The organism is Phyllobacterium myrsinacearum (assembly GCF_014138285.1).
Taxonomy (GTDB): domain Bacteria; phylum Pseudomonadota; class Alphaproteobacteria; order Rhizobiales; family Rhizobiaceae; genus Phyllobacterium; species Phyllobacterium myrsinacearum_A.
Genome location: NZ_JACGXN010000003.1, coordinates 77,146 through 101,724, shown reverse-complemented (window position 1 = coordinate 101,724; position 24,579 = coordinate 77,146). Strand labels below are relative to the sequence as shown.

The following is a 24,579-nucleotide window of genomic DNA, read 5'->3' as shown; positions in this document are numbered from 1 at the left end:
CAAGAATGGAGTATTCACTTGTCCGTATCTGTCTTGATTATGACCCTGAACGAGGAAGAGAGCCTTCCGGCCTGCCTGGCTTCTCTGTCCTGGTGCGACGACATCGTTATTTTGGATTCCTTCAGCACGGATCAAACTGTTGAAATTGCGCGGCAGGCGGGTGCGCGCATCTATCAGCACAGATACGAAACAGAAACCAAGCAGCGCATGTACGGCCTGAAGGAAATAGAGTTCAAACACGCTTGGGTTTACATGCCGGATGCTGATGAAATCACACCGAATGATCTGCGTGACGAAATGTTGACGATAGCAAACGATCCAGATCGACCGGAGGCACTGTTTCGGGTTCGCTACAAGAACATGTTCATGGGACGTTGGGTGAAACACAGTAGCCTCTATCCGACATGGATCACACGTCTTTGCCGGCCAGAACGGGTCGTATATGAACGTGAGTGCCATTCACGCTGCGTCGGCAACGGTCCTACCGGACGGCTGAAATCTCACTTCATTCATTACAGTTTCAGCAAAGGCCTGACTGCCTGGTTTGACAAACACAATCGCTATTCAGGTTTCGAAGCCAAAGAGTCCCTGCAGATCCTGCGCGGCAGGGGCGTTCCATGGAGGGACTTTTTGAGTACGGTTCCGGAAGCGCGCCGCAGGGCACTCAAAGAACTGTCCTACAGACTGCCGTTCCGACCCGCAGCCCGCTTTGCTTACATGTATCTGTTGCGGGGCGGTTTCCTCGACGGCTGGCAGGGTTATCACTATTGCCGCCTCATCGCTGCTTACGAGTATATGATCGTGATCAAGATCCAGGAGCAGCGCCGCCGCGAGCATGGTCTTTCGATATGACAACGACCGCTTCTCATCTGAAGCAGCGTAGTGAAAATCTGCTGCATCATTGGTGCGTGACAACTCTGGTTCTGGGTGTCCTCGTCCTGTCCAGTTATCCCTTGGCAATTGTTTTTGCCAATGGGCTCCTGAGCGTACGCAACCAAGCTGCCAAGGCAGATGTTATTGTTGTTTTGGGTGGGGACGGACCTTCGCGTGCGGCACAGGCTGCCCGCCTCTGGCGCGACGGCTTGGCTCCGAGAATACTCATAAGCGGTGACGGGGACTGTACCTGGATACGCAAAACCATGATTGAGCTTGGCGTCGATGGTGGCTCAATCTCGATAGAATGCCAATCGGGAAATACATGGGAGAATGCCCTTTTCTCCAGTCCCATTCTCCACCGCATGCACGTGCACAGGGCTATTCTTGTGACAAGCTGGTTTCACTCTCGCCGTGCCTTGGGCAGCTTTGAAAGGATATCCTCCGATATCCAATGGATATCAATTCCGGTTGAGCCAAGCGTTTCCAATTGGCAGATAGCCGTTGCGCAGGATGGCATTCAGATTTTCAAAGAGTACCCGAAAAGCCTCTGGTACATGCTGCGCTACCGGTTGTGGAAAGACCGCGGGACGAGGGATAGCCGGATCTTTGCCGAGGGAATGATCGCATGAACTGGCTGTTCACATGGTTGATGCTCATCACGGTTCTCCTGCTCATCGGCTGGGGGCTTCTGCGAAGTGAAAGGATATACCAGTTTCCGTTCCTCGTCGGAGTCATCACGTTCAGCTTCATCATGCCTCAGATACCAGCGTTGGCAGATGACCATTTTCTGCCCGAAGGCGCTTATGTCAAAACTATCGCGTTTTCAATTCTTTGCCTGATCATGTGCTGGCTGGGATGGGCACCCAATGCTCGACCCTTCCGCTTCCTCCAACAAAGCTTTGATGAGAAGCGCTTGCTGGTTGTTTCATTGCTATTATCCGTTACGGGGGCCTATTTCTACTACAAGCTAAGCCGATTGCCGGGTGACGTTTCTGTCGGCGTTCAGATGAGTGGCGCGCCGGTTGCCTGGTTGTTTTTTGCCCGATTTATGACCTATGGCCTGGCGATCGCCGTTCTATGCTTTGCCCGTCGCTTTTCCTGGATTGCGGCACTTATTATTGTTGTTGATCTTGTATTCTATCTGGATCGAATACTCGTGACCGGCAAACGGGCGGAAGCCGTTGAGCTGATTGCCATATTTGTTCTGGCATTCTGGTTTCACAGAGCCTGGATTGTGCCACGCGCATTTGCCGTGGCTGGCATCGCAATAGGCATGTTGTTGATGAGCTCGATGAGCGATTATCGAGATATAACACGTGCGAATTCCGGACCGATATGGGAAGATATCAGCCATATCGATATTGCTGCCAATTTTGATAATCTGCTGAAAGATGGCGGTCCGGAAATGCATAATGCCGTTCTGCGCATCTACAACACCGACATGTCACTCGAATTCGACTACGGCATGTTTCACTGGAATCGTCTTGTGTTCAATTATGTCCCTGCGCAGCTTGTCGGCGACAAATTGAAGAACGCGCTAATGGCGAAGCTACCCTCGCTGGGCCGCGAATATAGCCCGCTTACGGGGACCACCGAAACAGGGATGGCCGATGCTTTTCAATCATTCTGGTATTTTGGAGCGTTGAAGTTTCTTCTTCTGTCGTATCTCGTCCGAAAATTATGGGTCTCTGCAAATGCCGGTGCAACGACTGCCCAGATCGTTTACATGCTATCGATCGTCCCTGCCATGCATGCCATCTCACATCAAACTGACTGGGCGCTGATCGTGTGGGTGCATATGATCATTTTCCTGGTGCCAGCTCTCGCTTGGGCACGGCGCCCAACATCTCATAATCAACATGAACGGTTTTTTGCTGATGCGCCACTGTTGCAGCCTCATCTCACCGCAGCAGCCTGAACCCAAACTGCAAAAACGGCGAGTAGTTTATTCATATAGGGAGAATTTGATGCAATCACGTTTCGCCGATGGGACGTTGGACAAAGCAGGGGAACCATTACCCCGTTTCGGCGGGGCAACTTTTGCGCTCAGATTTCGGCTCGCGCGATTGGGTTGGACAATTTGCTGGTTTTTTCTTGCTGCTTGGACACCGTCTCCTTGCAATCTTTGGCGGATTTGGTTGCTCAAGCGTTTCGGAGCGCAGATTCACCCAACGGCAATTGTCCGCGGCAGCGTGCGAATCTGGTGGCCGGGTAATCTGGTGATGGGGCAACATGCATCGATGGGCCCTGGCGTGCTTTGTTACAATGTTGCTAACGTGACGCTTGGGGATTTTTCGATTGTATCGCAGCGTGCGCATTTGTGTACAGGGACGCATGATGTCGATGACGAGGACTTCCCCCTTGTCAGTCTGCCGATCACCATACAGGCCAACGCTTGGATTGCCGCCGAAGCATTCGTGGGACCCGGGGTTGCTGTCGGGGAGGGCGCTGTCCTCGGTGCCAGGGCCGTGGCAGCCCGGACACTGCTGCCCTGGACTATTTATGTGGGCAATCCTGCAAAGCCAGTCCGGCTTCGTCACGCAGCCGGTACAGTTTAGAGTTTTCCGTGTGCCGATACGCGCTGAGATGTTACCGGCATTGGGGTGCTGAGAATCCCCGTGTAGCCTTTGATCGTTGATGACGCTATCTGCGGCCAGGTATACTGCTCGCGAATGAGCCGCCGTCCGTTTTCACCCATTGCCGAAGCCATCGTGGTGTCATCGAGAATTGCGCTAAGGCCGGAGGCTACGTCTTCCGGGACGAGGCTTACCACAGCTCCGGCGCGCGCGACCCGGACTTCCGGAAAGTGACATGCATCACTGATAACAACCGGTAATCCGCACGCAAGCGCTTCGAGAATGGCTACACTGAAGCCTTCTTGGCGGCTTGGAAGGCAAAAGCAAGTTGCATCCACCAATGCGCGCAGTTTGTCTTCGCCATAAAGAGCACCTACCAGATGGACGCGATCATTCAGGTCCAACTGTGCTATCGCATCGACGAACCCGTCACGTGCGCCTCCATCAGGACCAGCAACAACAAGATCCACATCCGGATAGCTGCTGGCGATGTATGCATACGCCTTTGCCAGGATATCCAGTCCCTTCTTGGTGTGAAGCCGTGACAGGAATAGGATGATGCGCTTGTCGCCGATGTATGGAAGCCGCTCCTTGAAGAACCCGCTTGCGGGAAGGCGCTCAAACTCCTCGAGAAATACACCGTTGGGAATTATTAGGTGAGGCGACGCCAGGTTAAGCGGCTCAAGCAGTCGCGCCTCATCCGTATTCAAGGCCAGAATGAACTTGGCCTTGCTTAACATTTTCCGATAACCGAAACGCAACGCAAGGCGTTTTTTGAAGGCTTTCTGTTTCAGGCTCCACACATCAAGCATGCCGTGCGGTTGCACGCAGTAGGGTATTTGCTTTCCCCGGGCGATGCTGGCAGCCTTCCTGAGGAGAGGCTCCCAAACGCCGTGGATATGTACAAATGATGCTCCTGTCAAAACGGCGTGGAGTGTTTTGCGGCCCTGCAAGCAAAAGATGGATTCCTTCACATTTGGATCTGCAAGCAAGTGCCACGTTATATCTTCAAGATGAGGAACCACGCGGGCCGCCTGAAAAGCTTTTTTGCGTATGTCTTCACCGCCATAACTGACGATATGCACATCATGGCCCAGAGTTGATTGCGCGGCTGCCAGACGAATACAACCCGACTGGGGACCACCTTGTGCCGGATCGATGGAAGAAATGACGTGAATTATGCGCATGGTGAAGACCGTCCGCCTGTTTCTTGTGCCGGCAATGGGGATATGAAGCACTCTTTCATGATTATCTTGTCATCCAGACGGGACCTGTTTTCGCGCCAGCGACGTCAACACACCCATAAGCCGTTCGCCGTAGCGTTTGACCGTGAAGTCCGCTGCGCGTTCTCTGGCATGGTTCGACATTGCAATGCGGTGTGCTGCGTTTGCTGACAATTGGAAGAGCGCTTCAGCAATGGCGTTGCTGTCCCTGACAGGAACGATAAAACCATCTATTCCATCCCTGACGACGCTGCCTGCGTTTTCAGTGCAGATGACAGGCAGCCCGGCCGCCAATGCTTCATAGATTGCTGTGGCTGAGCCTTCACACACTGACGGCAGAAGGAACACATCAGCCCATCGATATTCCTCTGGCATGTCTGTTCGAGGTACAATTCCACGCAACTCGACCAGAGCAGACAGGTTCTTCCTGACTTCGGTAGGCAGGATTGTCGGCCCGGCCATACGGAAGTGTGCCGCAGAACCCAAAAGACGGGCTGCCTCTGCCACGTAGGGAGAGCCTTTGCGTAACCCCACCTCGCCAACGGTCAACACACGCAATGGGCCATCCGTACGGTTAGGTTTGTTATCTTTAAACTGGGAGTCGATTCCATATGGAACTACAACGCACCGCCCGGAAGGTCCTCCGCAGGCTATAACGTTGCGTCGGACAAATTCCGATGGACAAACGATGACGTCTGCGAGTTCCCACTCCGCTTTTTCGCGCGCGGCAAATGCTTGCGCATAGCGGTTCATTTCATATTTTCCTGCCCAGTCCGGAAAACTCAGTTGTTCTGCTTGGACCAGTTCCTCGACAACTTCACGTGGAGCGATCATCTGTTCTACCGCCGTCCACATGCCGAGTGCTTTTGCTGCTTGCATTTGCTCCAATGCGTCCCCGCTGAAAGCGTAAAGACCGGCGGCGCCGTGAAATCCGCTAGAGGCGACCAGCTCGGAGAAATGTGAACCAGCCCAAACCGCATGCCGCGTCTGTTCAACCACGTTTTTGAGCCTGAGCCTGCGTATCGCCGATATGACTCCGAAAGTAGGAAACGTTGATGTCAGGCTGGGTGCCACGCCTTTCGGCACGCGGCCGATCAATCGCGTCAGTGATGATGGAAGCACCGTCCTGGGCAGACTGTTAATCAGGCGGGGCCAGCTGTTGGTAGCGCAGATGTCGGTGTAGAAATGCGCAAGTTGTCCTTCCGATGCCAAGATACGTGGCACGGCGTAATGCATCCGCGCTCCGAGTTGGCTGACGACCACCATTCCACTCATTATGCCGACCTATAGACAGAGGATTGCAAAGGCTCTTCTGCACGCTGCTGGAGCCCGGACATGAGATCCGACCAGGATTGCACCGCATTATTACGGGAATAGACGATATCCAGGACATCTCTGGCATTTCGCCCCATATTCTCGCAGCGTTCAGGGGAGTTCTTCAACTGAACAATCAGGTCTGCCAGTTTTTGGCTTTCGCCGATTTCAACAGCCTCTCCACATCGGGTTGATGCAATGACGTTCGCCACTTCACCATCAGGCGATCCGACAAAAAATGTGGGGCGGCCGGCTGCCAGGATGCCGTAAAATTTGCTGGGTACGATACAGTGTTCGAGTCTGGGTATAAGTGAAACAACGTGTGCATCGGCAGCGCTCAGGCTTTCGGAAATATTCTCGGGTGGTTGCAACGGTTTGAAAGTGATGTTCTTCAGTTGCTGTATTCCGACAGTTTCTTCAACGCGCGCGCGTTGTTGCCCGCCTCCGATCAACAGGAAGTGGATATCGTTATCGTTCTTCAAAAGGGCTGCTGCTTCAAGCAGTGTTGCAAAGTCGTGAGCCCTCCCAAAATTCCCGGAGTAGCCGATGACGAACTTGTCCTGCAGCCCCCAATGCCGTCTCAGGGCGTTGGTTGAACGCGGGACCGGATAGATTTCACTACCATCCGACCAATGGTGCATAACGCGGATACGGTCTCGGGAAAACCCGCTCTCTATTAAATAAGATGCCATCATTTCGGTCGGGCAGACAATTACAGTCGACTTTCGCAAAGACCAATTGCGTAGTGCTTTGCTCAGTTTTCCTGGAATGCCGGTTTTCGAAAGCATTTCCAGCTCAATGGCGACTTCCGGAAACAGATCCATGACCCAGTTTATCGTTCTGGCTCTCCGCCAGGATACGGGCAGGGCAGTTGTAACAGACAACAGGGGAGGATCCGTGCAGACCACAAACAGGTCCCCAGCGCGAAGATTTCTGAGACACCACAAAAACGCAGATATATGGAACGTCAAATAATCCATTATCCGGCCGATCAGATGATGGCGTCCGAACCGTGTTGCCCAGAGCCGTTTGACCATGACACCGGCAATCATTTCCTCTGCGGGAAGAGCGACATTCGAATGGTCATGCAGTGTTCGACTGGTAATCGCCGTGACGTCGAAGCCCTGATGAACAAGCGCTGAGGTCAGACTTGATACCATCCGGCTGGTGGCCGACTGATCAGGCAGGAAATAGCGGTTCGCGAAAACGATTCTCATTCCCAATCCTTTTTATATCTGGCCCAGCCAAATGATTGCGGGAAAAGTTAGAAAGGGAGTTTCGCAGTTCGCCGGGAGCGCGGGCAAGTTCGACAATCGCATTACCGGTGGCTCATATGGGGAATAGGTCTCCTACTCCTTCTGGTGAAGGATGATCGCTCGAACACCTATTTAAGTATTCAGCCGCTGGTCTGTATGCCCAGATAGCCCGGTGGTTCATCCGGAATCCTATCCCTATTGCCGAAGTGCCTATTCTCGACCGTTGCCTATACTCGCCGTGTATTCATTGTCGATGAGTGCCGCCTCAACGACCAAAATTCGCCAAGCAGTGTGCGTGTTATCGAACGCCTTGCGCAGAAGAATGGAAAATTGCGAATGGCCGCGAAGACCGCATTGATCATTGGCGTTACCGGGCAGGACGGTGCCTATCTGAGTGAGTTCCTGCTGAATAAAGGCTACATCGTACACGGCCTCAAACGCCGGTCGTCATCGTTCAATACCGCCCGCATTGATCACCTCTATCAGGATCCGCACGATGAGGATGTTCGATTTCATCTGCATTTCGGTGATCTGACCGACGCCACCAATCTTTGTCGTGTGGTTCAGGAAATCCAGCCCGACGAGATTTACAATCTTGGCGCGCAAAGCCATGTGCAGGTCAGTTTCGAAACGCCGGAATACACGGCGAACGCTGATGCGATGGGTACTTTGCGTTTGCTGGAGGCGATGCGCATCATGAAGATCGAAAAGACCTGCCGTTTCTATCAAGCTTCCACATCCGAACTGTTCGGCAAGAGCACCGAGGCGCCCCAGCATGAGGGGACACCATTTCACCCGCGCAGCCCCTATGCCGTAGCCAAGCTCTATGCCTATTGGATCACGGTCAATTATCGCGAGGCTTATGGCTTTCACGCATCAAACGGTATCCTGTTCAATCACGAGAGCCCAATACGTGGGGAAACATTCGTTACCAGAAAGATCACCCGGGCTGTTGCTGCCATTGAGCGCGGATTGCAAGACAAGCTTCGCTTGGGAAATCTGGAAGCGAAAAGGGACTGGGGCCATGCGCGCGATTACGTGGACGGCATGTGGCGTATCCTGCAACAAGACAATCCCGACGATTATGTCCTGGCTACGGGTGAAACCCATACGGTGCGTGAATTCGTAGAGAAGGCTTTTTCCACCGTGGGAACAACGATTGAGTGGAGCGGATCCGGTGTCGATGAAATCGGTTACGATCGCAAGAGCGGGAAGGAGCTCATAGAGATAGATCCGCGTCATTTCAGACCCACAGAGGTTGATCTGTTGCTCGGTAATCCTGAGAAAGCGCGCATTAAACTGGGCTGGAGCCATACAACAGCATTTGAGGATCTTGTTTCGGAAATGGTTGAATCGGATATGAGAACCATCATGCGGGAAGAAAGCCGGAATGACTTCTATGGCTGAGACTTCCCGGCACAGTTTCGATCTCCGCAACAAGCGGGTCTGGGTTGCAGGACATACGGGCATGGTTGGGTCCGCTCTCGTGCGCCGCCTGCATGACGAAGGGTGCCATTTGATCAAAGTGGATCATGCGGAACTTGACCTGACACGCCAGCGCGAGACAGAAGAATGGATGGCGTCCATGCGACCGGACGCCATTTTTATTGCTGCTGCACGTGTCGGTGGAATTCTGGCCAACTCGCTTTATCCGGCTGACTTTCTGTATGACAACACTATGATCGCTATGAACATCATGCATGCTGCTCACCGGCTTGATGTGAAGAAATTGCTATGGCTCGGGTCCAGCTGCATCTATCCGAAATACGCGGAGCAACCTATCGAAGAACAATCATTGCTGACGGGAAGTCTTGAGCCAACGAATGAAGCCTATGCCGTTGCCAAGATTGCTGGACTGAAGCTTGCGGAGGCTTATGCACGTCAGTACCGCCAGTGTTTTATTACTGCCATGCCAACCAATCTTTACGGCCCAAATGACAACTTTGATCTCCAGCAGGCCCACGTCCTTCCGGCACTGATACGAAAGATGCATGAGGCTAAGGATTCCGGGAGCCCAACGGCTATCGTATGGGGTACCGGCACGCCGTGCCGCGAGTTCCTCCATGTGGATGATCTTGCCGATGCATGTGTTTTCCTCATGAAGCATTATGCCTCCGCGGGCCATATCAATATTGGTTCCGGAAGGGAGATCTCCATCCACGAGCTTGCCCTGCTCGTTGCCAGGATTGTGGGTTATCGTGGCGCCGTCGTATTCGATGTCTCAAAACCGGATGGAGCTCCGAGAAAGTTATTGGACTCTTCGACCATGCAAGACATGGGATGGTATCCTCGTGTGGAACTTGAAACCGGTATTCATGAGCTCTATGTCCGATGGCAAACGACAGATGCGCTTTCGCGCGCACTGGACGATGCTATGTCTGTTTGAGGATTTCCCTTCGCGTCATCCCATTCCCAAGCGTATCCCGCGTTAAAAAGGTAACGCGCAACCCTCAGGACGCGCGTTGGAACGGAACTTGTTTGTTAGTTTTCTGCTTTGGCGACGACCTGCTTGGGCAACTCAAGTTGAGCGCGTAATATATCACCGGCCCTGATCATATCGTGTTCCGACAGAATGGTTTCACGATATTCACCGTCAACGACCCGAACCACGGTAAAGGCAAGTTTGACGGTCTCGTCGCGTGAACTGACGCGCTGTGCTGCCGCACCTATTTCACCCATGGTCTGCGCGATGAAGGCCATTTTCTTGCGAAGCCGTATGATATCGAGGTCGATATCCCTGAGGTCTTTCGCCGCATCATTTGAACGGGAATCGCGCAAGGCAAGCAGACGTTGCTCAATGGCGTTTTCATTCTGTTTTGCGCGCGCCAGGAAAGAGCCGAACTCAAGGGCGTCTCTGCGCATGGCCGACAGTTGACGTTGTGTATCGCGTAATGTCGATTGTGCGGTCAGGCCCTTGTCTACAAGGCTCTGCGATGCCTTCACATTCTGTTCAAGAAGAGAAATCTCATCGTTACGCAATTGGGTGCTCTGTTCGAGCGTGGTAATTTCCTCCTCATAATTCTTCTTCTGCGCCTGAAGCGCAGTTGCCTCGCTTTCGAGAGCGGAGAGACGAAGATCAAAAAGTTTACGTTCGGAATCCACGACCTGTTGCCGATCTGATTTGTCCTCGATCGTATCTATGCCGGAAGCCAAATCATACTCGAATGGCTTTTCGTTCAGCTCGGCTTCGAGGCGGGCACGTTTTACGTCCTGTGCGAACAGTTGCAGTGACGTGTCTGCGTATTCCTGGCGTGCCGCAACCAGCTGGATGCCGGCTGTATCGAGTTTGTCCGAAGCTTGCCGTAGTCCTCCGCTTAATGCAAAAAGTTCCAGCGCTATCATGCCCGGTCGATATTCATACTTTCCGGGCTTTTGCACATCGCCAATGACGAATACGGGCGCATATTCCTTCACCGCAACTGAAGCGGAAAGACCTGGAATGTGTTGCAAAAGAGATTGTGTGATGGTTTGACCAATCTCGGCAATCGTATGATTATAAACAGTTATGTTCCCGAGAATAGGGTAGGCGATCGTTCCATCCACGCTGACCGGAAACGTGCCGGTCAATCCCGTGTCGCCGTAGACCGTTATAAGCAAAACGTCACCCGAAGCTATCTTGTACGGTGCCTCGGCCGCATAAGCCCGGGGCGCGGTGAAAGAGAACATGAGCAATGATGAAAAAGCTCCTGCCATCAGAAAACTATACATACGCGCACGACTTTTTTTCGGCATTTTTTGCATTTCTGACCTCATGCCTTGACTGCTGAAGTACGGGATCTTGCATAGCTGGCTATTTCCGTGACGAAGCGTTTTGCTACGGCGTTTGCCGGAGGTAACTGATCCGTTTGGAAAGGGTCTTTCATGCTTTGATCGCTGTTCATGACGATACCGCTCAATTTGCGACCTTCGGAGCTGAGTATCCTGACGGCATTGATGATGTCATCGGTATTGGCCTTGTCGCATCGGGCGACCAGGAGAGTTGTATCCGCCAGCGACGCCACCCGGATCGCATCCGCGCTCTGGTTCACCGCCGGCGTATCGATAAGGACGATGTCGTATTGCTGCTTGAGTGCGCTGATCAGTTTGCCAAACTGTTCATGCCCCAAAAGAAACTCAGCTGGGACAGAGCAGGTTTGGGTTGCAACGAAGTCGATTGACGAAAAGAGATCATGCTGAATGGCAGCCTCGAGCGTTTGTCTGCCCCGGATCACATCCTCCAAATATGGGCCGAATTGATCGCCGAATTCTTGTGCAACCATTGGTGTTCTGAAATTGGCGTCTATTACAATGGTACGCACGCCCGTGGCCGCCAACGATCGTGCGAGGCCGGCAACGATCAGCGTCTTTCCCTCCTGAGTGCCGGCTGACGTGACCGCGATAGCTCGCGCACTTTTCTGCGGAGAGGACAGCAACAGATGAGCTTGCAGATCCGCAATGGCGCGAGCGAAGCGGTAGCGACCCTCACTGACAATGTGCGCGACGTTCTTTCGTTCGCCGCTCGACAGTCGCGGGATGCGGCCAATAATGGGTGTTCTGGTTGCGCTTTCCAATGCATGCGCTGAGCGAATGGATTTGTCTTTCAACTCAAGAACAATAGATACGCAGAAGCCGAAGAATAGCCCTCCAAGCGTGCCCATCGCCAACCAGGTTGAGAAGTGCGGGCTGGCCTTTGATCGAGCCGGAACCGCGCGCGAGATCATGCGTGCCTCCGCCGTCGCGATGCCATCCTGTTCGATCGTCTGTTTGTATCGGGTTAGATAGCTTTCATAGATCGCACGGTTTGCACTTGCTTCGCGATCAAGCTGATCAGCGTGAACGAGGGCCTGGTTAGCTGCGGACATGCCTTCCTGCATTTCCCTGAGATTGGTCTCCACAGCACTTTGCTGACGGTGGGTGACATTGATCTCATTTCGCAAGCTGTCGATGACCTGCTGCACTTCTCCTGCAATCTGTGTTTTTAGAGATGCAAGCTGAGAGTTCAGCTGTGGTAGCTGGACACTCTGCGACGCGCCACTCTGGCTAATTTCCTGAAGGGAGCGTTCGACACGGGATTGCTCGGCGCGCAGTTGCTGAATAGCAGGCGAACCAAGAATTTCAGACAATGCGACACCAGCCTTGTTGTTGGACGCATCGATTGCTGTTGTAAGCCGCGCTTCTGCTCCGGCGAGCTTTGTGCGCAGGTTTGCCAGCTCCGTATTGAGTGCAGCAATTTGCTGCGATTGGAGCGTCATGCCGTTGGCTTTCACCAGGCCGGATTTCTCGCGAAAGTCCGCGGCGGCGCGTTCCGACTGTTCCAACGTGGCTCTGAGGCTGACCAACTTGCCGCCAAGCCAGTCACTGACACGTCGGGTGGCCGAGGTTTGTAGATCGATTTGATAGTCAAGATAGGATTCGCCAAATGCGTTGGCCACTGCTGCAGAATATTGAGGATTGTCAGCTTTGTAGTTTATATAAATCGTATAAGATCTGCCATCGTTCATCACGCTGACGTTGGACAGTAATTTGTCGATCCGGCTGCGATTGCGATCTTCGTCCATCTGCAGTGATAACGGGCTGACTTGCTCGGGATTGCTGATGTTTGCAGATGTATGCTGATCTGCTGGGTTAATTCGCCCATCAGTATCAAAACCCGATCCATCAAGACGGGCGAGGACCTTTGCAGCCATCATGCGGGAACTGATGATATCGAGTTCCGTTCGCAACACAGGACTTTCCTGCGGCAATGGCGACACAACGGATTCGCTGGGCAGGGCCTGTAATTTTCGAACATCCAGAGCAAGAATCGCTTCGGATACGTACTGCGCAGGTGTCGTCAAATAACCAACAGCCGTGAGAACGAGACACGCCGCCGATGCCATCAGCATTGTTTTCTTTCGTTTAAGAACGATGGAAAAAAGGCGATGTATTGCCGTGCCTGATGAGTTAGGAATATTGTCGGAGAAGATCATCGCGGAAATCCCTGAAAAATCGGATGTTGATTGATCGCGTTTCTTCACCCATCACAGTCTGGATTCGCGCGGGATCATGTCGCTGATCTTATAGGCAACTTCCGTCCGGTTGGTTGCACCCAACTTTTTCATGATATTGCGTATGTGAACTTTTACCGTGCTTTCGCACAGGTTCAATTCATAGGCGATAATCTTGTTGGCCTTGCCACGGCGCAGTCCTTCGGCAACAGCCGACTGCCGTGCGGTGAATGAAGTTGTTATATGCCGGAATTCATCGCTTCGCCCACCCACGAGCTTCCTCAGTGCAAGCACACTGCTTGCGGGAACAAATTTTCCACCTGCAATTGCAAGCTCGATAGCCTGCATGCAGATCTCTACCCCAACCGTCGTTGGAATATAGCCTTGCACTCCGAGTTCCAGCGCTCTGAGAACGGATGTAAGATCATCATGATCCGCGACAACGACGACTGCGATGTTGTGAAAAGCCGCAACAAGCTCGCATATCTCCGTGGATAGTTCATCATCGTCGAGGTTACGGTTGCCCGTATTGATTAGAACGGCACGCAGTCCGGGTACGTGTTTGTCTGACGCTTGCCACTCCTGCAATGATCCGCAGGTCTTTACCTTCAAGCCGATGTGGTGGGTGGTGAGTGCTTGCGCCAGGCATTCCCTGTCCAGTGCGCGTTTGTCCATAATGACCAAATAATCGTCAATGGAGTATTTGCTGAATTTGTTTTCGTTTGCGCTTTTGAGAAGGAGTGAATTTTCCTTTGCATCCTCTCGAACATCGCGGCCTTCCGATAATGCGTTTGTATTAACCGGTACATGTATAAGATCCATAATAATTCCCCAAGTCTGATGTTTTTTGCGAATTATTTTATAATCCATGTATTTCATTCGCACTTTTTTGATGAATTCAATTTACATCTGTCTTTTGGGAAAGTCTTTAAATCCAACTATAGTTACTTTGATATCGAATAATTACTCGAATATGGCAAAATTAATCCGTTAGTATAATGTAGCTAGTCCACCCTGGGTATAATGGATGGTATGTGGTGTAGTGGCGGGTGATTGGGGTTCCCATCCTGCGTAAAGAGACCGAAAGCGTCCGATCGAAACCGGTCTGCCTGGTCGTTCCACATCGCTTACGCAAATGAGCAGGCATCTAAATCTTCGGGCTTTAGGTGTTTTGACCGATCTGAAGCGTCATTTTTCTGGCAGTGAATGCTTCTGCAAACCTGCTTTGTGAACGGCATTCCATGCCCCTGAGACGTGCAAGACCATAAAACGTTTCCTCGTCGAACCAGTCCTTGGACCGTTGCGAGCCAAAATGCTTCATAAGAAGTTCTGTCTTACGTTGCATATCTGCGGTGCTCAGGGGGATATAGACGTTGCGCTCCGTCAGATCACCATCCCACTTGGGAATTTCGTACTCCAGAACAAGATGATCCCGGAACACGTTTGTGGTGAGCTGATTGACTTCACGATGGTCCTGATGCGCGTCACCACGTGCGTGGGTGAAGATAATATCCGGGGAAACCCGCTCGCGTAACGCGTTGAGCCAGATTTTGAGCTCGCGTGCTTGACTGGGAAAGTAGCTGTCTTCGAACTCTGCAATTTCGATGTGCGTTGATGATGCACCGACGAGAAAATCAAGGGCTGACGCGTGCGCCTCAGCTGCCCGGTTACCTGAACCACTGAGTACGCACCAATGAACATCAAGCAACGCCCCTTCTTCGATCATGTGCAAGATTGTGCCACCTGCACCGATCTCTATATCGTCGGAATGTGCACCGAGACACAGGACAGACAGCCGTTGTCCACGCTGGACAAGAGGCACTGGTCTCATAGGGCTTTAACCATCGGCATGCTGGTATTGCTGCGGGTGGCCGCATGGATCATCCACGGCATTTCCCCGCGTTCCACCATCTCCTGGAGTGCCTGCCAGTCGCGAAGCGTATCCATCGAACGCCAAAAGCCTTCATGCTTGTAGGCCATGAGCATTTCATCTTTGATCAGCCGGCTGAATGGTTCCAGTACGAGCTCCTCGGATTCCCGCATATAGTCAAATATCTCGCCACGCATGAGAAAATATCCGCCATTGATCCAGATATCGGATCTGTCGGACGTACGAAATTCGCAAACGCGGCCGTCCTCGGCTATATCCGCCAGATGGTATGTGAGGGGTGGTCGCACCGCAAGAAAGCACGCGATTTTGCCGCTCGCCTCAAATTTTTCGATCATGTCGTCGAGATCGACGTTGGTGAGTCCGTCACTGTAATTGGCGAGGAAGATGCGCTCTCCTCGCAATTGGTCACGCACCGCCCAGAGACGTTCGCCAATGTTGCGCCATATGCCGGTGTCAATCAGGGATATGCGCCAGTCCTTTTGCGACTCCCCAAGCACTTCCACTGTTCCGTCACCATTGACAACGCAGTCTGCGAATGTCTGCGGACGACTATTGAGGAAAAAGTCCTTGATGACATTTGCCTTATAGCCCAGGCAAAGAATGAAATCCTCGTGTCCATAGTCAGCATAATACTGCATGACATGACGCAGTATGGGTTGCGAGCCGAGTGGGATCATCGGCTTCGGAACATTTTCTGAATATTCGCGAATACGCGTGCCCATGCCACCGCAGAACAGAACTACTTTCATAGCTCATCACCTCTCGGATCAATAATCTCGACGCCCGGGATGGGCACGATGAATTTGGCGCCCCATTCATGTACATGGTGCATCTGCTTGACGATCTCGTCCTTGAGGTTCCATGGCAAAATAAGGATGTAGTCCGGCTTGAGCCGGTCGATCGCATCAACGGTCTCAATTGGGATATGCATTCCAGGCGTATAGCGGCCGTGCTTGTACGGATTGCGATCAACCGTGAAATCAAGGAAGTCAGAGCCGATGCCGCAATAATTAAGAAGCGTGTTGCCTTTACCCGGTGCACCATAACCGCAGATTGTCTTTCCCGCTGACTTGGCAGCAATTAGAAATGACAGCAGATCGCGTTTAACCTGACGCGCGCGGCCGGTAAAAGCGGTGTAAGTGGGGATCTGATCGAGCCCGGCCTCCACCTCGTTCTGCCTGACATGAGCCACACTCTTTTGTATGGGCCTTTTACTTGCCGAATGGGCCAGATGAACCCTGAGCGACCCGCCGTGGGTCGATAGTTCTTCCACATCGATAATCTTGAGCTGGTGGTTCTTAGCCAGACGCTCGATGGTAAGCAGAGAAAAATAGGAAAAATGCTCGTGATAGATGGTGTCGAACTGGCCCTGCGAAATGAGTTTCTCAAGGTGCGGAAATTCCAATGTTATGACGCCCTCCGGTTTTAGAAGAACCACCATTCCCGCGACAAAATCATTGAGATCCGGAACCTGGGCCAGGACATTGTTGCCCACAATCAGATCAGCGTGGTGACCTTCGGCCACCAGCTCACGTGCGTACATTTTTCCAAAGAACTCTACACGGGTAGCGATACCTTTTTCTATCGCTACTTTGGCTACATTTGCCGCGGGTTCAATTCCCAGCGCGGGAATGTTCATCGGAATGAAATGCTGCAGAAGATAGCCATCGTTGCTGGCAAGCTCAACAACAAGGCTTTGCCGATCGAGCTGCAATTGCTCTGCCATCTGATGGCAGTAGTTTTTTGCGTGTTCTACCCAACTCGTCGAATACGAAGAGAAGTAGGCATACTCCTCGAATATGGCCTGTGGGCTTACGTATTCGCCCAGCTGTACAAGAAGACACTCCTCGCACACAAAGGTGTGCAACGGATAGTAGGGCTCCATTTCATCAAGCTGTTCACGAGAAACAAAGCTTTCGCACGGTGGTGACATGCCAAGATCAACAAAAGTGTGCTTGAGAGCCGCACTGCACAGACGGCAAATATGCACTCTGCTGTTCTCTTGGTTCGGTAGTGAATGCGTGCTGGCCTGCAGGTTCATACCCTCGCTCCTGATAAATTGGCCACGTTCCCGGATACGCAACCTGTCGGTTTTCCTCATGTCGAGCCTACGGCCTCGCGATGGGAGAGACGACATACCAATGCGACCAAGGGCATCATCCGAACGGAGGACCTGCAGGGAAGGCATTCCATCAAACGGCGTGGTTAGAACTGGCAATGTCGAGCTGTATGAAATGAGCTGGCTGGCTCAACCTCAAGTACGGCATCGGTTACCTCTTATGGAGAGTTTCATTTGCACCAAGGCTCTGAGAAGATCGCGTGTTCGATCCACTCACACGGATCAGAAGAAACGGGCAGGATCCGATGCATTTCACCGAAACAGAATTAAACGGGGCATGGCTGATCGAAACGCTTCCCCATGGTGATGCGCGCGGATCATTTGCCCGGACCTTTTGCACCCGGACATTTGCAGAGCATGGTTTGGTGACGCAATTCGTACAGCACAGCGCATCGCATTCTCTCAAGGTGCACACACTGCGGGGTATGCATTTTCAAACAGCCGAATATGCGGAGGTCAAGGTTGTTTCCTGTACAAGGGGCGCAATCTGGGATGTGATTATCGATTTGCGCGAGGGTTCAAAGAACTTCGGGCGTTACGCGGGGTTCGAATTATCCGAAAGCAATAATCGCCAGCTATATATTCCAAAGGGCTTTGCGCACGGCTTTCAGACCTTGAGAGAAGATACAATGGTGTCCTACCTCATCTCCGAGTTCTATCATCCGCCCGCCGCAAGCGGGGTGCGTTTCGATGATCCCGCCTTTGCGATTGAGTGGCCGGCTGCACCCTCAGTTATATCGGAAAAGGACCAATCCTGGCCGCTTGTCCGCGTCTGATATTGAGTAATTTGCATTGCCCTCAATGTTTGGCAGTTTTATTCGGACCGTTACGCAGAAGCCCCTTTGCCAGCAACAATTGCGCGGCGTGAAAGATGTCAGTGTAGGGCAGGCCGGAGCGCAAAGAGATGTCGAGAAGACTGTGAGCTCCATCAGCCAGATTAAGAACCCAAAGGAAAGCCATCGAGGTCTGTCCGGCTGATTTGTCACCACCTAGCGATGCATACAATCCGCGGCGGCCGAGTTGTGGCTCGCCTTTTGGGAAAAGGTTGACGGGAGTCCAGTTGGTTTCAAGAATATCAATGACTTCGGTGATGATTCGGAATGACAATGCAAGGTTTTCAGGTGTAATAAACGTCATATTGTCTGCAGATGTGTGGTACTCTGGAAACGTGCCAAAGCCGCTGCGCTGGAAAAGTCCGACAGGGAGATTAAAACCCGGCGAGCAATATTGGCGTTCATCATAACCGTAGGGACTGAAGTCCTGCATAATTGCCTGCCGATTACCGGTGCAAAGGACACTTTCCATGGCACGGTCGATGGTGGCATTACCCAGACGGCTGCGTTTATAAGTTGGTCCGCCGCCGTCCCCGACGCATGACACGATCAGTCCGTGATCAATACGTCCCACCCTGGCCTCGTTTTCAGCAAGCCAGCTAAGAGCACCGATCGTTCCGGGAGCGAAGAGAAAGCGATAGCTGTAGTGTGTATTGCGGGCCCGCATTGTCTTGCCAAGCATTGTGAGCAAGGCCAGACTGGAGCAATTGTCATTCGCAAGGGAAGGGTGGCAGATGTGCGCTGACAGCAGCACTTCCTTGTCGCTGGTACCCTTGTGGAGATACTCGCCATAGGTGAGATGGCCGACCGTCTTTTCGGCATCGATCAGAACTTCATAATCGCCATCCTCGAGAGCGAGAAAGGTATTATGGCTCATGCACAATCCCCATTGCTCGCTGTAATAAGAGGTTCGGTACGGTATGAGATCCGGTTGATCGGGCAGCGTATGAATATGTGCTTTGAGTTCACTCAATTGCATGATGCGATGAATTGGGTTGCTGTAACTCACGACGTGTAGATTGGATTCAGCCAGATTGATGATCTTGCGTCCGGATGCATCCTTTATATAAGCATCACGGATGTTCCATTCGGGCGGAACGACCCAATCGAACACTTGAGTTCCGGTGGGTATTTCGTGTTGAGTGAGATCGATATGCTGACCCAGAATGCCCAGCGTTTCACGAACTCCGTCGCCTGTGATGCTCCGGCATATCGGAAAAAGACGGGCAGCGAGTGCATGAATGCGTGTGCCTATATCTGTCTCTGAATCAGCGGGTGTTCCCACCCGGTGGGGTGTGGGCGAGATGCCGCTCATAACAGGCGCCAGGTTGTCATGCGACTGCATCTGATAATGCAGGACAGCGCTCCGCGGCGGAAATATGGCGTAGGCTGGAGCTGAGCCTTCTCTCTTCAATCTGCTGGCGGATATGGCTGATGCGCTGATAGCGCGGTCCTTCGAACTCCTCGAATGTCAGATGGGCGCTCACATAAGCTGCATGCAATTGTTCCGCTCCTGCGTTGGCATCCCAAACAGGTTTGAAATCGGGCAGTACCCGTTTGATCTTGTCAAAGCTGACCCGATAAGACCGCGTATCGGGGCCCGCGCCAGGCGCAAATTCCAGTTGGCAACCGGGAACCATGTCGGCTACGATTTTAGCTATGTCACGGATGCGGTAGTTATGCTCGGATTGACCTACGTTGAATGCCTCATTGTGCACGATTTCCCGAGGCGCCTGCAACACGGCCAGAAAGGCGCGCGAAATATCTTCAATGTGAACAATTGGTCGCCATGGGGTCCCGTCCGACTTCAATAAAATAACGCCTTCCGTCACAGCCCAGGCTACAAGATTATTCAGTACGATGTCGAAGCGTAGCATGGGCGAAAGTCCATAGGCCGTTGCTGGCCGCAGATATGTCGGGCTGAATGTGTCATCTGCAAGCTCGGCAATATCCCTTTCGGCGAGTACCTTGGAGCATCCATAGGCTGTCACCGGATTCAGTGCGCCGGTTTCATCAATAGTCTCGCTCCCTGATTGGCCATAATTGCTGCATGACGAGGCAAAGATAAAACGTGGAACACCCGCCTTTTTCGCTGTTCTCGCCATCTGGACGCTTGCGCCATAGTTGATTTCGTAGGTGATATCGGGATTGAGGTTGCCGAGCGGATCATTCGACAGTGCCGCAAGATGAATGACGGCATCGAAGCCCTGAAGGTCGCTTACAGTCACATCGCGGACATCCTTGCGTATACCGGGGATATCTGGCATGGCGCCTCCGGGCGCATAATGACACCTTCGATAGAGTTCACTGTCAAATCCGTGAACGTCGTGCCCTCCTTTTTGTAGGAACGGGACCATGACTGACCCGATATAACCGCGATGCCCCGTCACAAGTACTTTCATCGTCCCAATCCTCTTCAAAGGTGTCTCTGCTGGTCGCCACGCTACTTCCGTGGCTATCCCGGGACGAGAGAGGAGTTTGGAGGATTGAGAAGGCGATCGGCTCAACCTTCGTAGAAGCCGTTACCTCTTTTGCTCTAGTTTTGCGTAATGACGAGAAGCCAGTCGCCATAGCCGGATGCATTCCGGATATCGGGAGCTTTGTATTCCAGGCTTCCTTCAACTGTCACCGCCGGCTTTTCGGCCGCGGTGAATTCTCCCGAAGATGGATCGAACCATTTGGCTTTCCTGCCCGATTGCTCGCTCACGTCCATTTTGATGGTCGCAGTACGCGTGCCAGACAGATAGACCACAAACAGTTTTCCGTCGTGAGAGCGTGCGGCCACTGCAATGCCAGCGGTGGATTGGCTTTGTGGTGCAAGCATTTTGCCCTGATCGGGCTCAAGGCTCCACCAGGGGACCGTGTCAAAGAACTCTTTCAGGTAGGTCATGCTTTTGGCGCCACGGCTGGAAAGGGCGATTGGCCACGGGACGGTTTCCGCGTGCAGACTTGGACCAGAAAAATGCCAGACTGGATTGTTGCCAAAAACCTGGCCTGCTGCGCCTGTCAGAAGCGCACTGTAAGCTGTTGTTCGAACAGTCTCTTCGGTTGCACCATTTTCTCCCTCGTAAACGCCTTCGATGAAGAAGAACGGTCGCGTTGGTTGCACAAGGTATTGTTGAAGAGTAGCAGCGGCAACGTTGCCATAGGTGTATACTGTATCAAGCTTTTTCCAACGCGCATCTGACCAAACAATGTCGGTGCGCACGTCACGACTGCCGTGAACACTTTGAATGGCGTCCGGGTCAGTCTCGGCAATTGTTGTCGCCAAAGCTTCCACCAGATCTCGCTGGGGCGGGTCATAATCGCCGCCCTGTATCCAGATGATATTACTGAATTTGGCAAACCTGTTGCCGACATATTCTCCGTAGCTCTTCATCGCTGGAGCACCAGCGGCCTGCATTTCGCTGTACCATCCCTCATTACCTCCATTCACGCCGAGATAGGCCGGAAACAGCAGTACCAGAAAGCCGGCGTGATCAGCACGACGCAAGAACCAATCGACATTGTCAAAATATGCCTCATTGGGAGCAACAAAGTTCCCGTTCTTTTCGAATGGCGATTGCTGATAGAAATTGCGCGGTGCATTTCGGCTGAAGTGATGTTCAATCAGAGAAACCAGGATGGTATTGAAACCGCGTTTCTTTCGATCTGCCAGATAATGATCGATTTCGTCGCGAGAAAGGTCACCTATCAACGACCATGCCGCGTCGGCAACCATAAGAAAAGGATGCCCTGCGGCGTCCTCCAGGTAGCGTTGATTGGCTGAAACATGCAGCGGAAAGACTGTTTCCCGTGCTGATGCCAATGAATGAAGGGCGAGAAAAGAAAACACCGCCCATAACAATATGCCTCTGGGGTGCAGATCAGGCACGGCCCACGCGTTCCAGGTTGTCAGGAAGCGGCATCGCATTGTTGAAGCGACGGAAAACCGGTTGAGAGGGGCGCCCTACTAGATAATTGCTCACTCCGTTCTGAAGTGCCTGACGATATATGCCGAGTGCGCCATCTATTGCTTCTATGGTGCGATCGATGTCCTCTGTTGTGTGTGTGTAGCTCACGACAAGTGAAGGCATGAGTATCCCTCGCCGTATCGTCTCCTGCAAGAATAACGTCCGGAAGGCTTGAGAGGGTAATCGTTCAGAATCCAGCGTTGCATAGGTCAAGCAACAGTCCCGTCCAGTTATGCGCATGTGATTGGCAAGATCGTGCCTGTCGACCACCTGTTGAATGCCATCCTTGAGCTGCTGTCCTTGCTGATGAAGGTGTTCGATCACCGGTTCGTTCTGATAAATGCGCATGGTGGCGATAGCTGCAGCAAGAGCATGCGTCTCTGCACCATGTGTCGTCGATAAAAGAAATACTCTGGGTTTAAATGGCTGGATCAAGCCGCCCAGCTTCATGAATTCACGTTTGCCGGCCAGAGCTGAAACTGAAAATCCATTGCCAAGCGCTTTGCCGAAACATGACAAGTCCGGCACTATGCCATAGGCCTGCTGGGCGCCACCCCTGTGCCAGCGGAAACCTGTGATCATCTCATCGAGAATGAGCAAGGCACCATTGTCGTGGCAAAGCTTCAACAAGCCGTGTAAAAATGATTGTGAAGATCCTTCTCCCCTTGAGGGTTCAAGGATCAGCGCTGCGATCTTGCGTGGGTATCGCGCAAAAAGCTCTCGGGCGCTTTCCAGACTGTTGTATCGGAAACCGACGGTTAATTCCTGAACGGCGATCGGTACACCCGCATTCATTTCCGTCGAACCTATGAACCAGTCATCCGTTGAGAAAAATGGATGGTCGGCGCAGATGCCGATCATGTCCCGTCCGGTAACTGCGCGTGCCAGCCTTACCGCGGCAGAGGTAGCATCGGATCCATTCTTGCAGAACTTGACCATTTCCGCCGAAGGAACGGTCTCCAGAAAGGTCGCTGCACATTCCACTTCTATTTCAGCCGGGCGTGTGAAATTGCAACCGAGTTTGAGCTGGTGCATCGCCGCTTCGAGCACTGGCGGGTAGGCGTGGCCAAGCCCGACAGCACGATTTCCCATTCCATATTCAATGTACTCGTTGCCATCGATATCCCACACATGACTGCCTTGGCCTCTTGCTATGAAGCCGGGTGACAGGACTGGATATTGGTCCTCACCTTTTGCATAGGTATGCGCGCCGCCTGGAATCAAATGATGCGCGACCTCACGCAAATTGTTTGATTTCTCAAAGTCTGTGATTGATTTGACCATATGTCAGGTCTCCTATGCGCCCGAGAAGTATTCAAATCCGCTCACGCACCACGCGCAGCCAATTCTTCAAAGGTCGTGGTACCAGTGTCCGCAAACCCGAGCGCAGACCTCTCGGCATTGCCCACTCCTCCATTCTGAGCGGGGCTGCAATGTTGATCGGGTCTGCTTTGACGTTGCGAATAACATTCAAGTATCGCTCAGCCATGATCTCCAGGGTAAATGTAGCGTCTGCCTTGCATTGCGCCGCATCGGACAACCATTGGGCTGTTTCCGCATTGGAATGAATCTGGGCAACGATCTGCGCGGCTTCCCGGCTGTTTCCAATGGGGAAAAGGAATCCGTTCGTACCATCATCGATTATGGTGTCTGTGACACCTCGAATACGCGAGACCACCGGAATGCAGCCGGCTGACATTGCTTCTGTGATTGTGAGCCCAAATCCTTCGTAGCGGGACGGCATGATGAGCACATCATGCTGGAGAAGGAGATTATGTACCTTTTCGGGATGAACGGCACCGAGGAAGGTGACCCGATGAAGGTGGGGCGAAAGTTTATCCTTCAAGTTTCCAAGATCCGGTCCATCACCAGCAACGGTCAAATGAACTGTCTGGGGTAGATGGGACAAAATTTCCGGAAGCCAGAACACGCCCTTCGAGGCGTCTTCGATGCGTCCAAGAAAAATGAGGCGCAGAATGTCGCTCATATTGGCTTCGCGCCGAATATCGCGTGTGGAAGAAGATCCGGCGGCATGTGGAATGACAAAAGTCCGGTGCGCAGGAAAATCCAATTTTCTGACCAGATCGCTGCGAATACGCTCCGAGACCCCGATGGTCGCATGAACATGATTTCTTATAGCCTTCGCCGCGCTATAGGTCCCCGCCGTGATGTTGTGCACGATCATGATGCGCAAGAATTTTTCGGGGAGATATCGCGCAATATTCGTCAGAATTCTCTCGCTGAGAACATTGATGAATATGCCGTCAAACCCCCCATCTTCCAGAGCTTGTACAAGTGTCTCTGCCTGATCTCGTTCAGTCATCCCACCATGAACCTGCACCAGAGATCCGTAGCTGAATTCAGGAAGCCATTGATCATCATGAACTGAACCAGGGGAGTCTATGCTCATCCAGTGAACATCCACGTCCTTTTCAGCCAGCCCCGCCCGCAGCTGTTTGAACACGGAATAGGTGCCTCCGATATGAGGACGGACGAAATATGCGAACTTCATGAAGTCCTGACCTTGAGTTGCTGAGATGTGTCGAAAAATCAGCATGAACCGGGACCGGGT

General features: G+C 52.5%; 21 protein-coding genes. 7 read left to right on the top strand and 14 right to left on the bottom strand.

The genetic code is table 11. The features are described 5' to 3' along the window. Nucleotides 1–18 precede the first annotated feature (18 nt). The 4 genes from FHW16_RS12780 to FHW16_RS12765 are packed head-to-tail and all read left to right on the top strand — an operon-like array spanning nt 19 to nt 3,434. Entirely contained in the window at nt 19–852 is an 834-nt protein-coding gene (locus FHW16_RS12780) for a glycosyltransferase family 2 protein (protein ID WP_182549601.1), read from the top strand. Next, nucleotides 849–1,505 carry a YdcF family protein gene (locus FHW16_RS12775; RefSeq protein WP_182549600.1) on the top strand — a complete coding sequence of 219 codons (657 nt, stop codon included), beginning with the start codon at nt 849–851 and terminating at the stop codon, nt 1,503–1,505. Before FHW16_RS12780 ends, FHW16_RS12775 begins: the two co-directional genes overlap by 4 nt. Then, nucleotides 1,502–2,794 carry a hypothetical protein gene (locus FHW16_RS12770; protein ID WP_246711746.1) on the top strand — a complete coding sequence of 431 codons (1,293 nt, stop codon included), beginning with the start codon at nt 1,502–1,504 and terminating at the stop codon, nt 2,792–2,794. The genes FHW16_RS12775 and FHW16_RS12770 overlap by 4 nt, the downstream gene beginning before the upstream one ends. A 49-nt stretch (nt 2,795–2,843) precedes the next feature. Next, nucleotides 2,844–3,434 carry a putative colanic acid biosynthesis acetyltransferase gene (locus FHW16_RS12765; protein WP_182549599.1) on the top strand — a complete coding sequence of 197 codons (591 nt, stop codon included), beginning with the start codon at nt 2,844–2,846 and terminating at the stop codon, nt 3,432–3,434. On the opposite strand, the gene FHW16_RS12760 is transcribed toward FHW16_RS12765, so the two are convergent. The 3 genes from FHW16_RS12760 to FHW16_RS12750 form a co-directional block, all read right to left on the bottom strand. Beyond that, nucleotides 3,431–4,639: a glycosyltransferase gene (locus tag FHW16_RS12760; RefSeq protein ID WP_182549598.1), complete on the bottom strand. Its 1,209-nt coding sequence runs from the start codon at nt 4,637–4,639 to the stop codon at nt 3,431–3,433. The two genes, FHW16_RS12765 and FHW16_RS12760, sit on opposite strands and share 4 nt — an antisense overlap. A gap of 69 nt (nt 4,640–4,708) precedes the next feature. Beyond that, nucleotides 4,709–5,950, bottom strand: coding sequence for a glycosyltransferase family 4 protein (locus FHW16_RS12755; RefSeq protein WP_182549597.1), 1,242 nt, complete (start codon nt 5,948–5,950; stop codon nt 4,709–4,711). Next, nucleotides 5,950–7,149, bottom strand: a complete 1,200-nt coding sequence (locus FHW16_RS12750; protein WP_246711771.1) for a glycosyltransferase family 4 protein — start codon at nt 7,147–7,149, stop codon at nt 5,950–5,952. Before FHW16_RS12750 ends, FHW16_RS12755 begins: the two co-directional genes overlap by 1 nt. Before the next feature lie 432 nt (nt 7,150–7,581). Here FHW16_RS12750 and gmd point away from each other — a divergent pair, with 432 nt between their 5' ends. Together gmd and FHW16_RS12740 are read left to right on the top strand one after the other, a co-directional pair. Further along, complete coding sequence (gene gmd, locus FHW16_RS12745) at nt 7,582–8,652, top strand: GDP-mannose 4,6-dehydratase (protein ID WP_182549596.1); 1,071 nt, start codon at nt 7,582–7,584, stop codon at nt 8,650–8,652. Continuing rightward, the gene (locus FHW16_RS12740; RefSeq protein WP_182549595.1) at nt 8,636–9,631 is read left to right on the top strand and encodes a GDP-L-fucose synthase family protein; all 996 of its coding nucleotides are present in this window, start codon (nt 8,636–8,638) and stop codon (nt 9,629–9,631) included. The genes gmd and FHW16_RS12740 overlap by 17 nt, the downstream gene beginning before the upstream one ends. 95 nt (nt 9,632–9,726) lie before the next feature. On the opposite strand, the gene FHW16_RS12735 is transcribed toward FHW16_RS12740, so the two are convergent. The 6 genes from FHW16_RS12735 to FHW16_RS12710 form a co-directional block, all read right to left on the bottom strand. Beyond that, the gene (locus tag FHW16_RS12735) at nt 9,727–10,977 is read right to left on the bottom strand and encodes a polysaccharide biosynthesis/export family protein (protein WP_182549594.1); all 1,251 of its coding nucleotides are present in this window, start codon (nt 10,975–10,977) and stop codon (nt 9,727–9,729) included. A gap of 17 nt (nt 10,978–10,994) precedes the next feature. Continuing rightward, nucleotides 10,995–13,193: a GumC family protein gene (locus tag FHW16_RS12730; protein ID WP_182549593.1), complete on the bottom strand. Its 2,199-nt coding sequence runs from the start codon at nt 13,191–13,193 to the stop codon at nt 10,995–10,997. A gap of 51 nt (nt 13,194–13,244) precedes the next feature. Beyond that, nucleotides 13,245–14,090, bottom strand: a complete 846-nt coding sequence (locus FHW16_RS12725; protein WP_246711745.1) for a response regulator transcription factor — start codon at nt 14,088–14,090, stop codon at nt 13,245–13,247. Nucleotides 14,091–14,373: 283 nt separating this feature from the next. Further along, the gene (locus FHW16_RS12720; RefSeq protein ID WP_182549592.1) at nt 14,374–15,042 is read right to left on the bottom strand and encodes a PIG-L deacetylase family protein; all 669 of its coding nucleotides are present in this window, start codon (nt 15,040–15,042) and stop codon (nt 14,374–14,376) included. Beyond that, on the bottom strand, nt 15,039–15,851 hold the full coding sequence (locus tag FHW16_RS12715) for a sugar phosphate nucleotidyltransferase (RefSeq protein WP_182549591.1): 813 nt from the start codon (nt 15,849–15,851) through the stop codon (nt 15,039–15,041). Before FHW16_RS12715 ends, FHW16_RS12720 begins: the two co-directional genes overlap by 4 nt. Then, nucleotides 15,848–17,143, bottom strand: coding sequence for a class I SAM-dependent methyltransferase (locus FHW16_RS12710; protein WP_182549590.1), 1,296 nt, complete (start codon nt 17,141–17,143; stop codon nt 15,848–15,850). Before FHW16_RS12710 ends, FHW16_RS12715 begins: the two co-directional genes overlap by 4 nt. A gap of 323 nt (nt 17,144–17,466) precedes the next feature. On the opposite strand from FHW16_RS12710, the gene rfbC reads away from it, so the two are divergent. After that, entirely contained in the window at nt 17,467–17,997 is a 531-nt protein-coding gene (gene rfbC, locus FHW16_RS12705) for a dTDP-4-dehydrorhamnose 3,5-epimerase (RefSeq protein WP_182549589.1), read from the top strand. Between the two features lie 22 nt (nt 17,998–18,019). Here rfbC and FHW16_RS12700 read toward each other — a convergent pair whose 3' ends face one another. From FHW16_RS12700 to FHW16_RS12680, 5 genes are all read right to left on the bottom strand, one after another. Beyond that, nucleotides 18,020–19,369: a DUF4910 domain-containing protein gene (locus FHW16_RS12700; protein WP_182549944.1), complete on the bottom strand. Its 1,350-nt coding sequence runs from the start codon at nt 19,367–19,369 to the stop codon at nt 18,020–18,022. A 16-nt stretch (nt 19,370–19,385) separates the two neighbouring features. Next, the gene (locus FHW16_RS12695; RefSeq protein ID WP_182549588.1) at nt 19,386–20,456 is read right to left on the bottom strand and encodes an NAD-dependent epimerase/dehydratase family protein; all 1,071 of its coding nucleotides are present in this window, start codon (nt 20,454–20,456) and stop codon (nt 19,386–19,388) included. 134 nt (nt 20,457–20,590) lie between these two features. Further along, nucleotides 20,591–21,901, bottom strand: coding sequence for a DUF4038 domain-containing protein (locus FHW16_RS12690; RefSeq protein ID WP_246711744.1), 1,311 nt, complete (start codon nt 21,899–21,901; stop codon nt 20,591–20,593). 19 nt (nt 21,902–21,920) lie between these two features. Continuing rightward, entirely contained in the window at nt 21,921–23,291 is a 1,371-nt protein-coding gene (locus FHW16_RS12685) for a glutamate-1-semialdehyde 2,1-aminomutase (RefSeq protein ID WP_182549586.1), read from the bottom strand. Between the two features lie 31 nt (nt 23,292–23,322). After that, complete coding sequence (locus FHW16_RS12680) at nt 23,323–24,564, bottom strand: glycosyltransferase family 4 protein (RefSeq protein ID WP_246711743.1); 1,242 nt, start codon at nt 24,562–24,564, stop codon at nt 23,323–23,325. Nucleotides 24,565–24,579 lie beyond the last annotated feature (15 nt).

Coding starts and splice junctions, on each gene's coding strand:
- FHW16_RS12725 (WP_246711745.1), bottom strand. CDS start 14,090: ATGAAATACATGGATTATAAAATAATTCGCAAAAAACATCAGACTTGG.
- FHW16_RS12680 (WP_246711743.1), bottom strand. CDS start 24,564: ATGCTGATTTTTCGACACATCTCAGCAACTCAAGGTCAGGACTTCATG.
- FHW16_RS12770 (WP_246711746.1), top strand. CDS start 1,502: ATGAACTGGCTGTTCACATGGTTGATGCTCATCACGGTTCTCCTGCTC.
- FHW16_RS12720 (WP_182549592.1), bottom strand. CDS start 15,042: ATGAGACCAGTGCCTCTTGTCCAGCGTGGACAACGGCTGTCTGTCCTG.
- FHW16_RS12715 (WP_182549591.1), bottom strand. CDS start 15,851: ATGAAAGTAGTTCTGTTCTGCGGTGGCATGGGCACGCGTATTCGCGAA.
- FHW16_RS12700 (WP_182549944.1), bottom strand. CDS start 19,369: ATGAGCGGCATCTCGCCCACACCCCACCGGGTGGGAACACCCGCTGAT.
- FHW16_RS12740 (WP_182549595.1), top strand. CDS start 8,636: ATGACTTCTATGGCTGAGACTTCCCGGCACAGTTTCGATCTCCGCAAC.
- FHW16_RS12735 (WP_182549594.1), bottom strand. CDS start 10,977: ATGCCGAAAAAAAGTCGTGCGCGTATGTATAGTTTTCTGATGGCAGGA.
- rfbC (WP_182549589.1), top strand. CDS start 17,467: ATGCATTTCACCGAAACAGAATTAAACGGGGCATGGCTGATCGAAACG.
- FHW16_RS12750 (WP_246711771.1), bottom strand. CDS start 7,149: ATGGTATCAAGTCTGACCTCAGCGCTTGTTCATCAGGGCTTCGACGTC.
- FHW16_RS12695 (WP_182549588.1), bottom strand. CDS start 20,456: ATGAAAGTACTTGTGACGGGGCATCGCGGTTATATCGGGTCAGTCATG.
- FHW16_RS12685 (WP_182549586.1), bottom strand. CDS start 23,291: ATGGTCAAATCAATCACAGACTTTGAGAAATCAAACAATTTGCGTGAG.
- FHW16_RS12765 (WP_182549599.1), top strand. CDS start 2,844: ATGCAATCACGTTTCGCCGATGGGACGTTGGACAAAGCAGGGGAACCA.
- FHW16_RS12730 (WP_182549593.1), bottom strand. CDS start 13,193: ATGATCTTCTCCGACAATATTCCTAACTCATCAGGCACGGCAATACAT.
- FHW16_RS12755 (WP_182549597.1), bottom strand. CDS start 5,950: ATGAGTGGAATGGTGGTCGTCAGCCAACTCGGAGCGCGGATGCATTAC.
- FHW16_RS12775 (WP_182549600.1), top strand. CDS start 849: ATGACAACGACCGCTTCTCATCTGAAGCAGCGTAGTGAAAATCTGCTG.
- FHW16_RS12760 (WP_182549598.1), bottom strand. CDS start 4,639: ATGCGCATAATTCACGTCATTTCTTCCATCGATCCGGCACAAGGTGGT.
- FHW16_RS12710 (WP_182549590.1), bottom strand. CDS start 17,143: ATGAACCTGCAGGCCAGCACGCATTCACTACCGAACCAAGAGAACAGC.
- gmd (WP_182549596.1), top strand. CDS start 7,582: ATGGCCGCGAAGACCGCATTGATCATTGGCGTTACCGGGCAGGACGGT.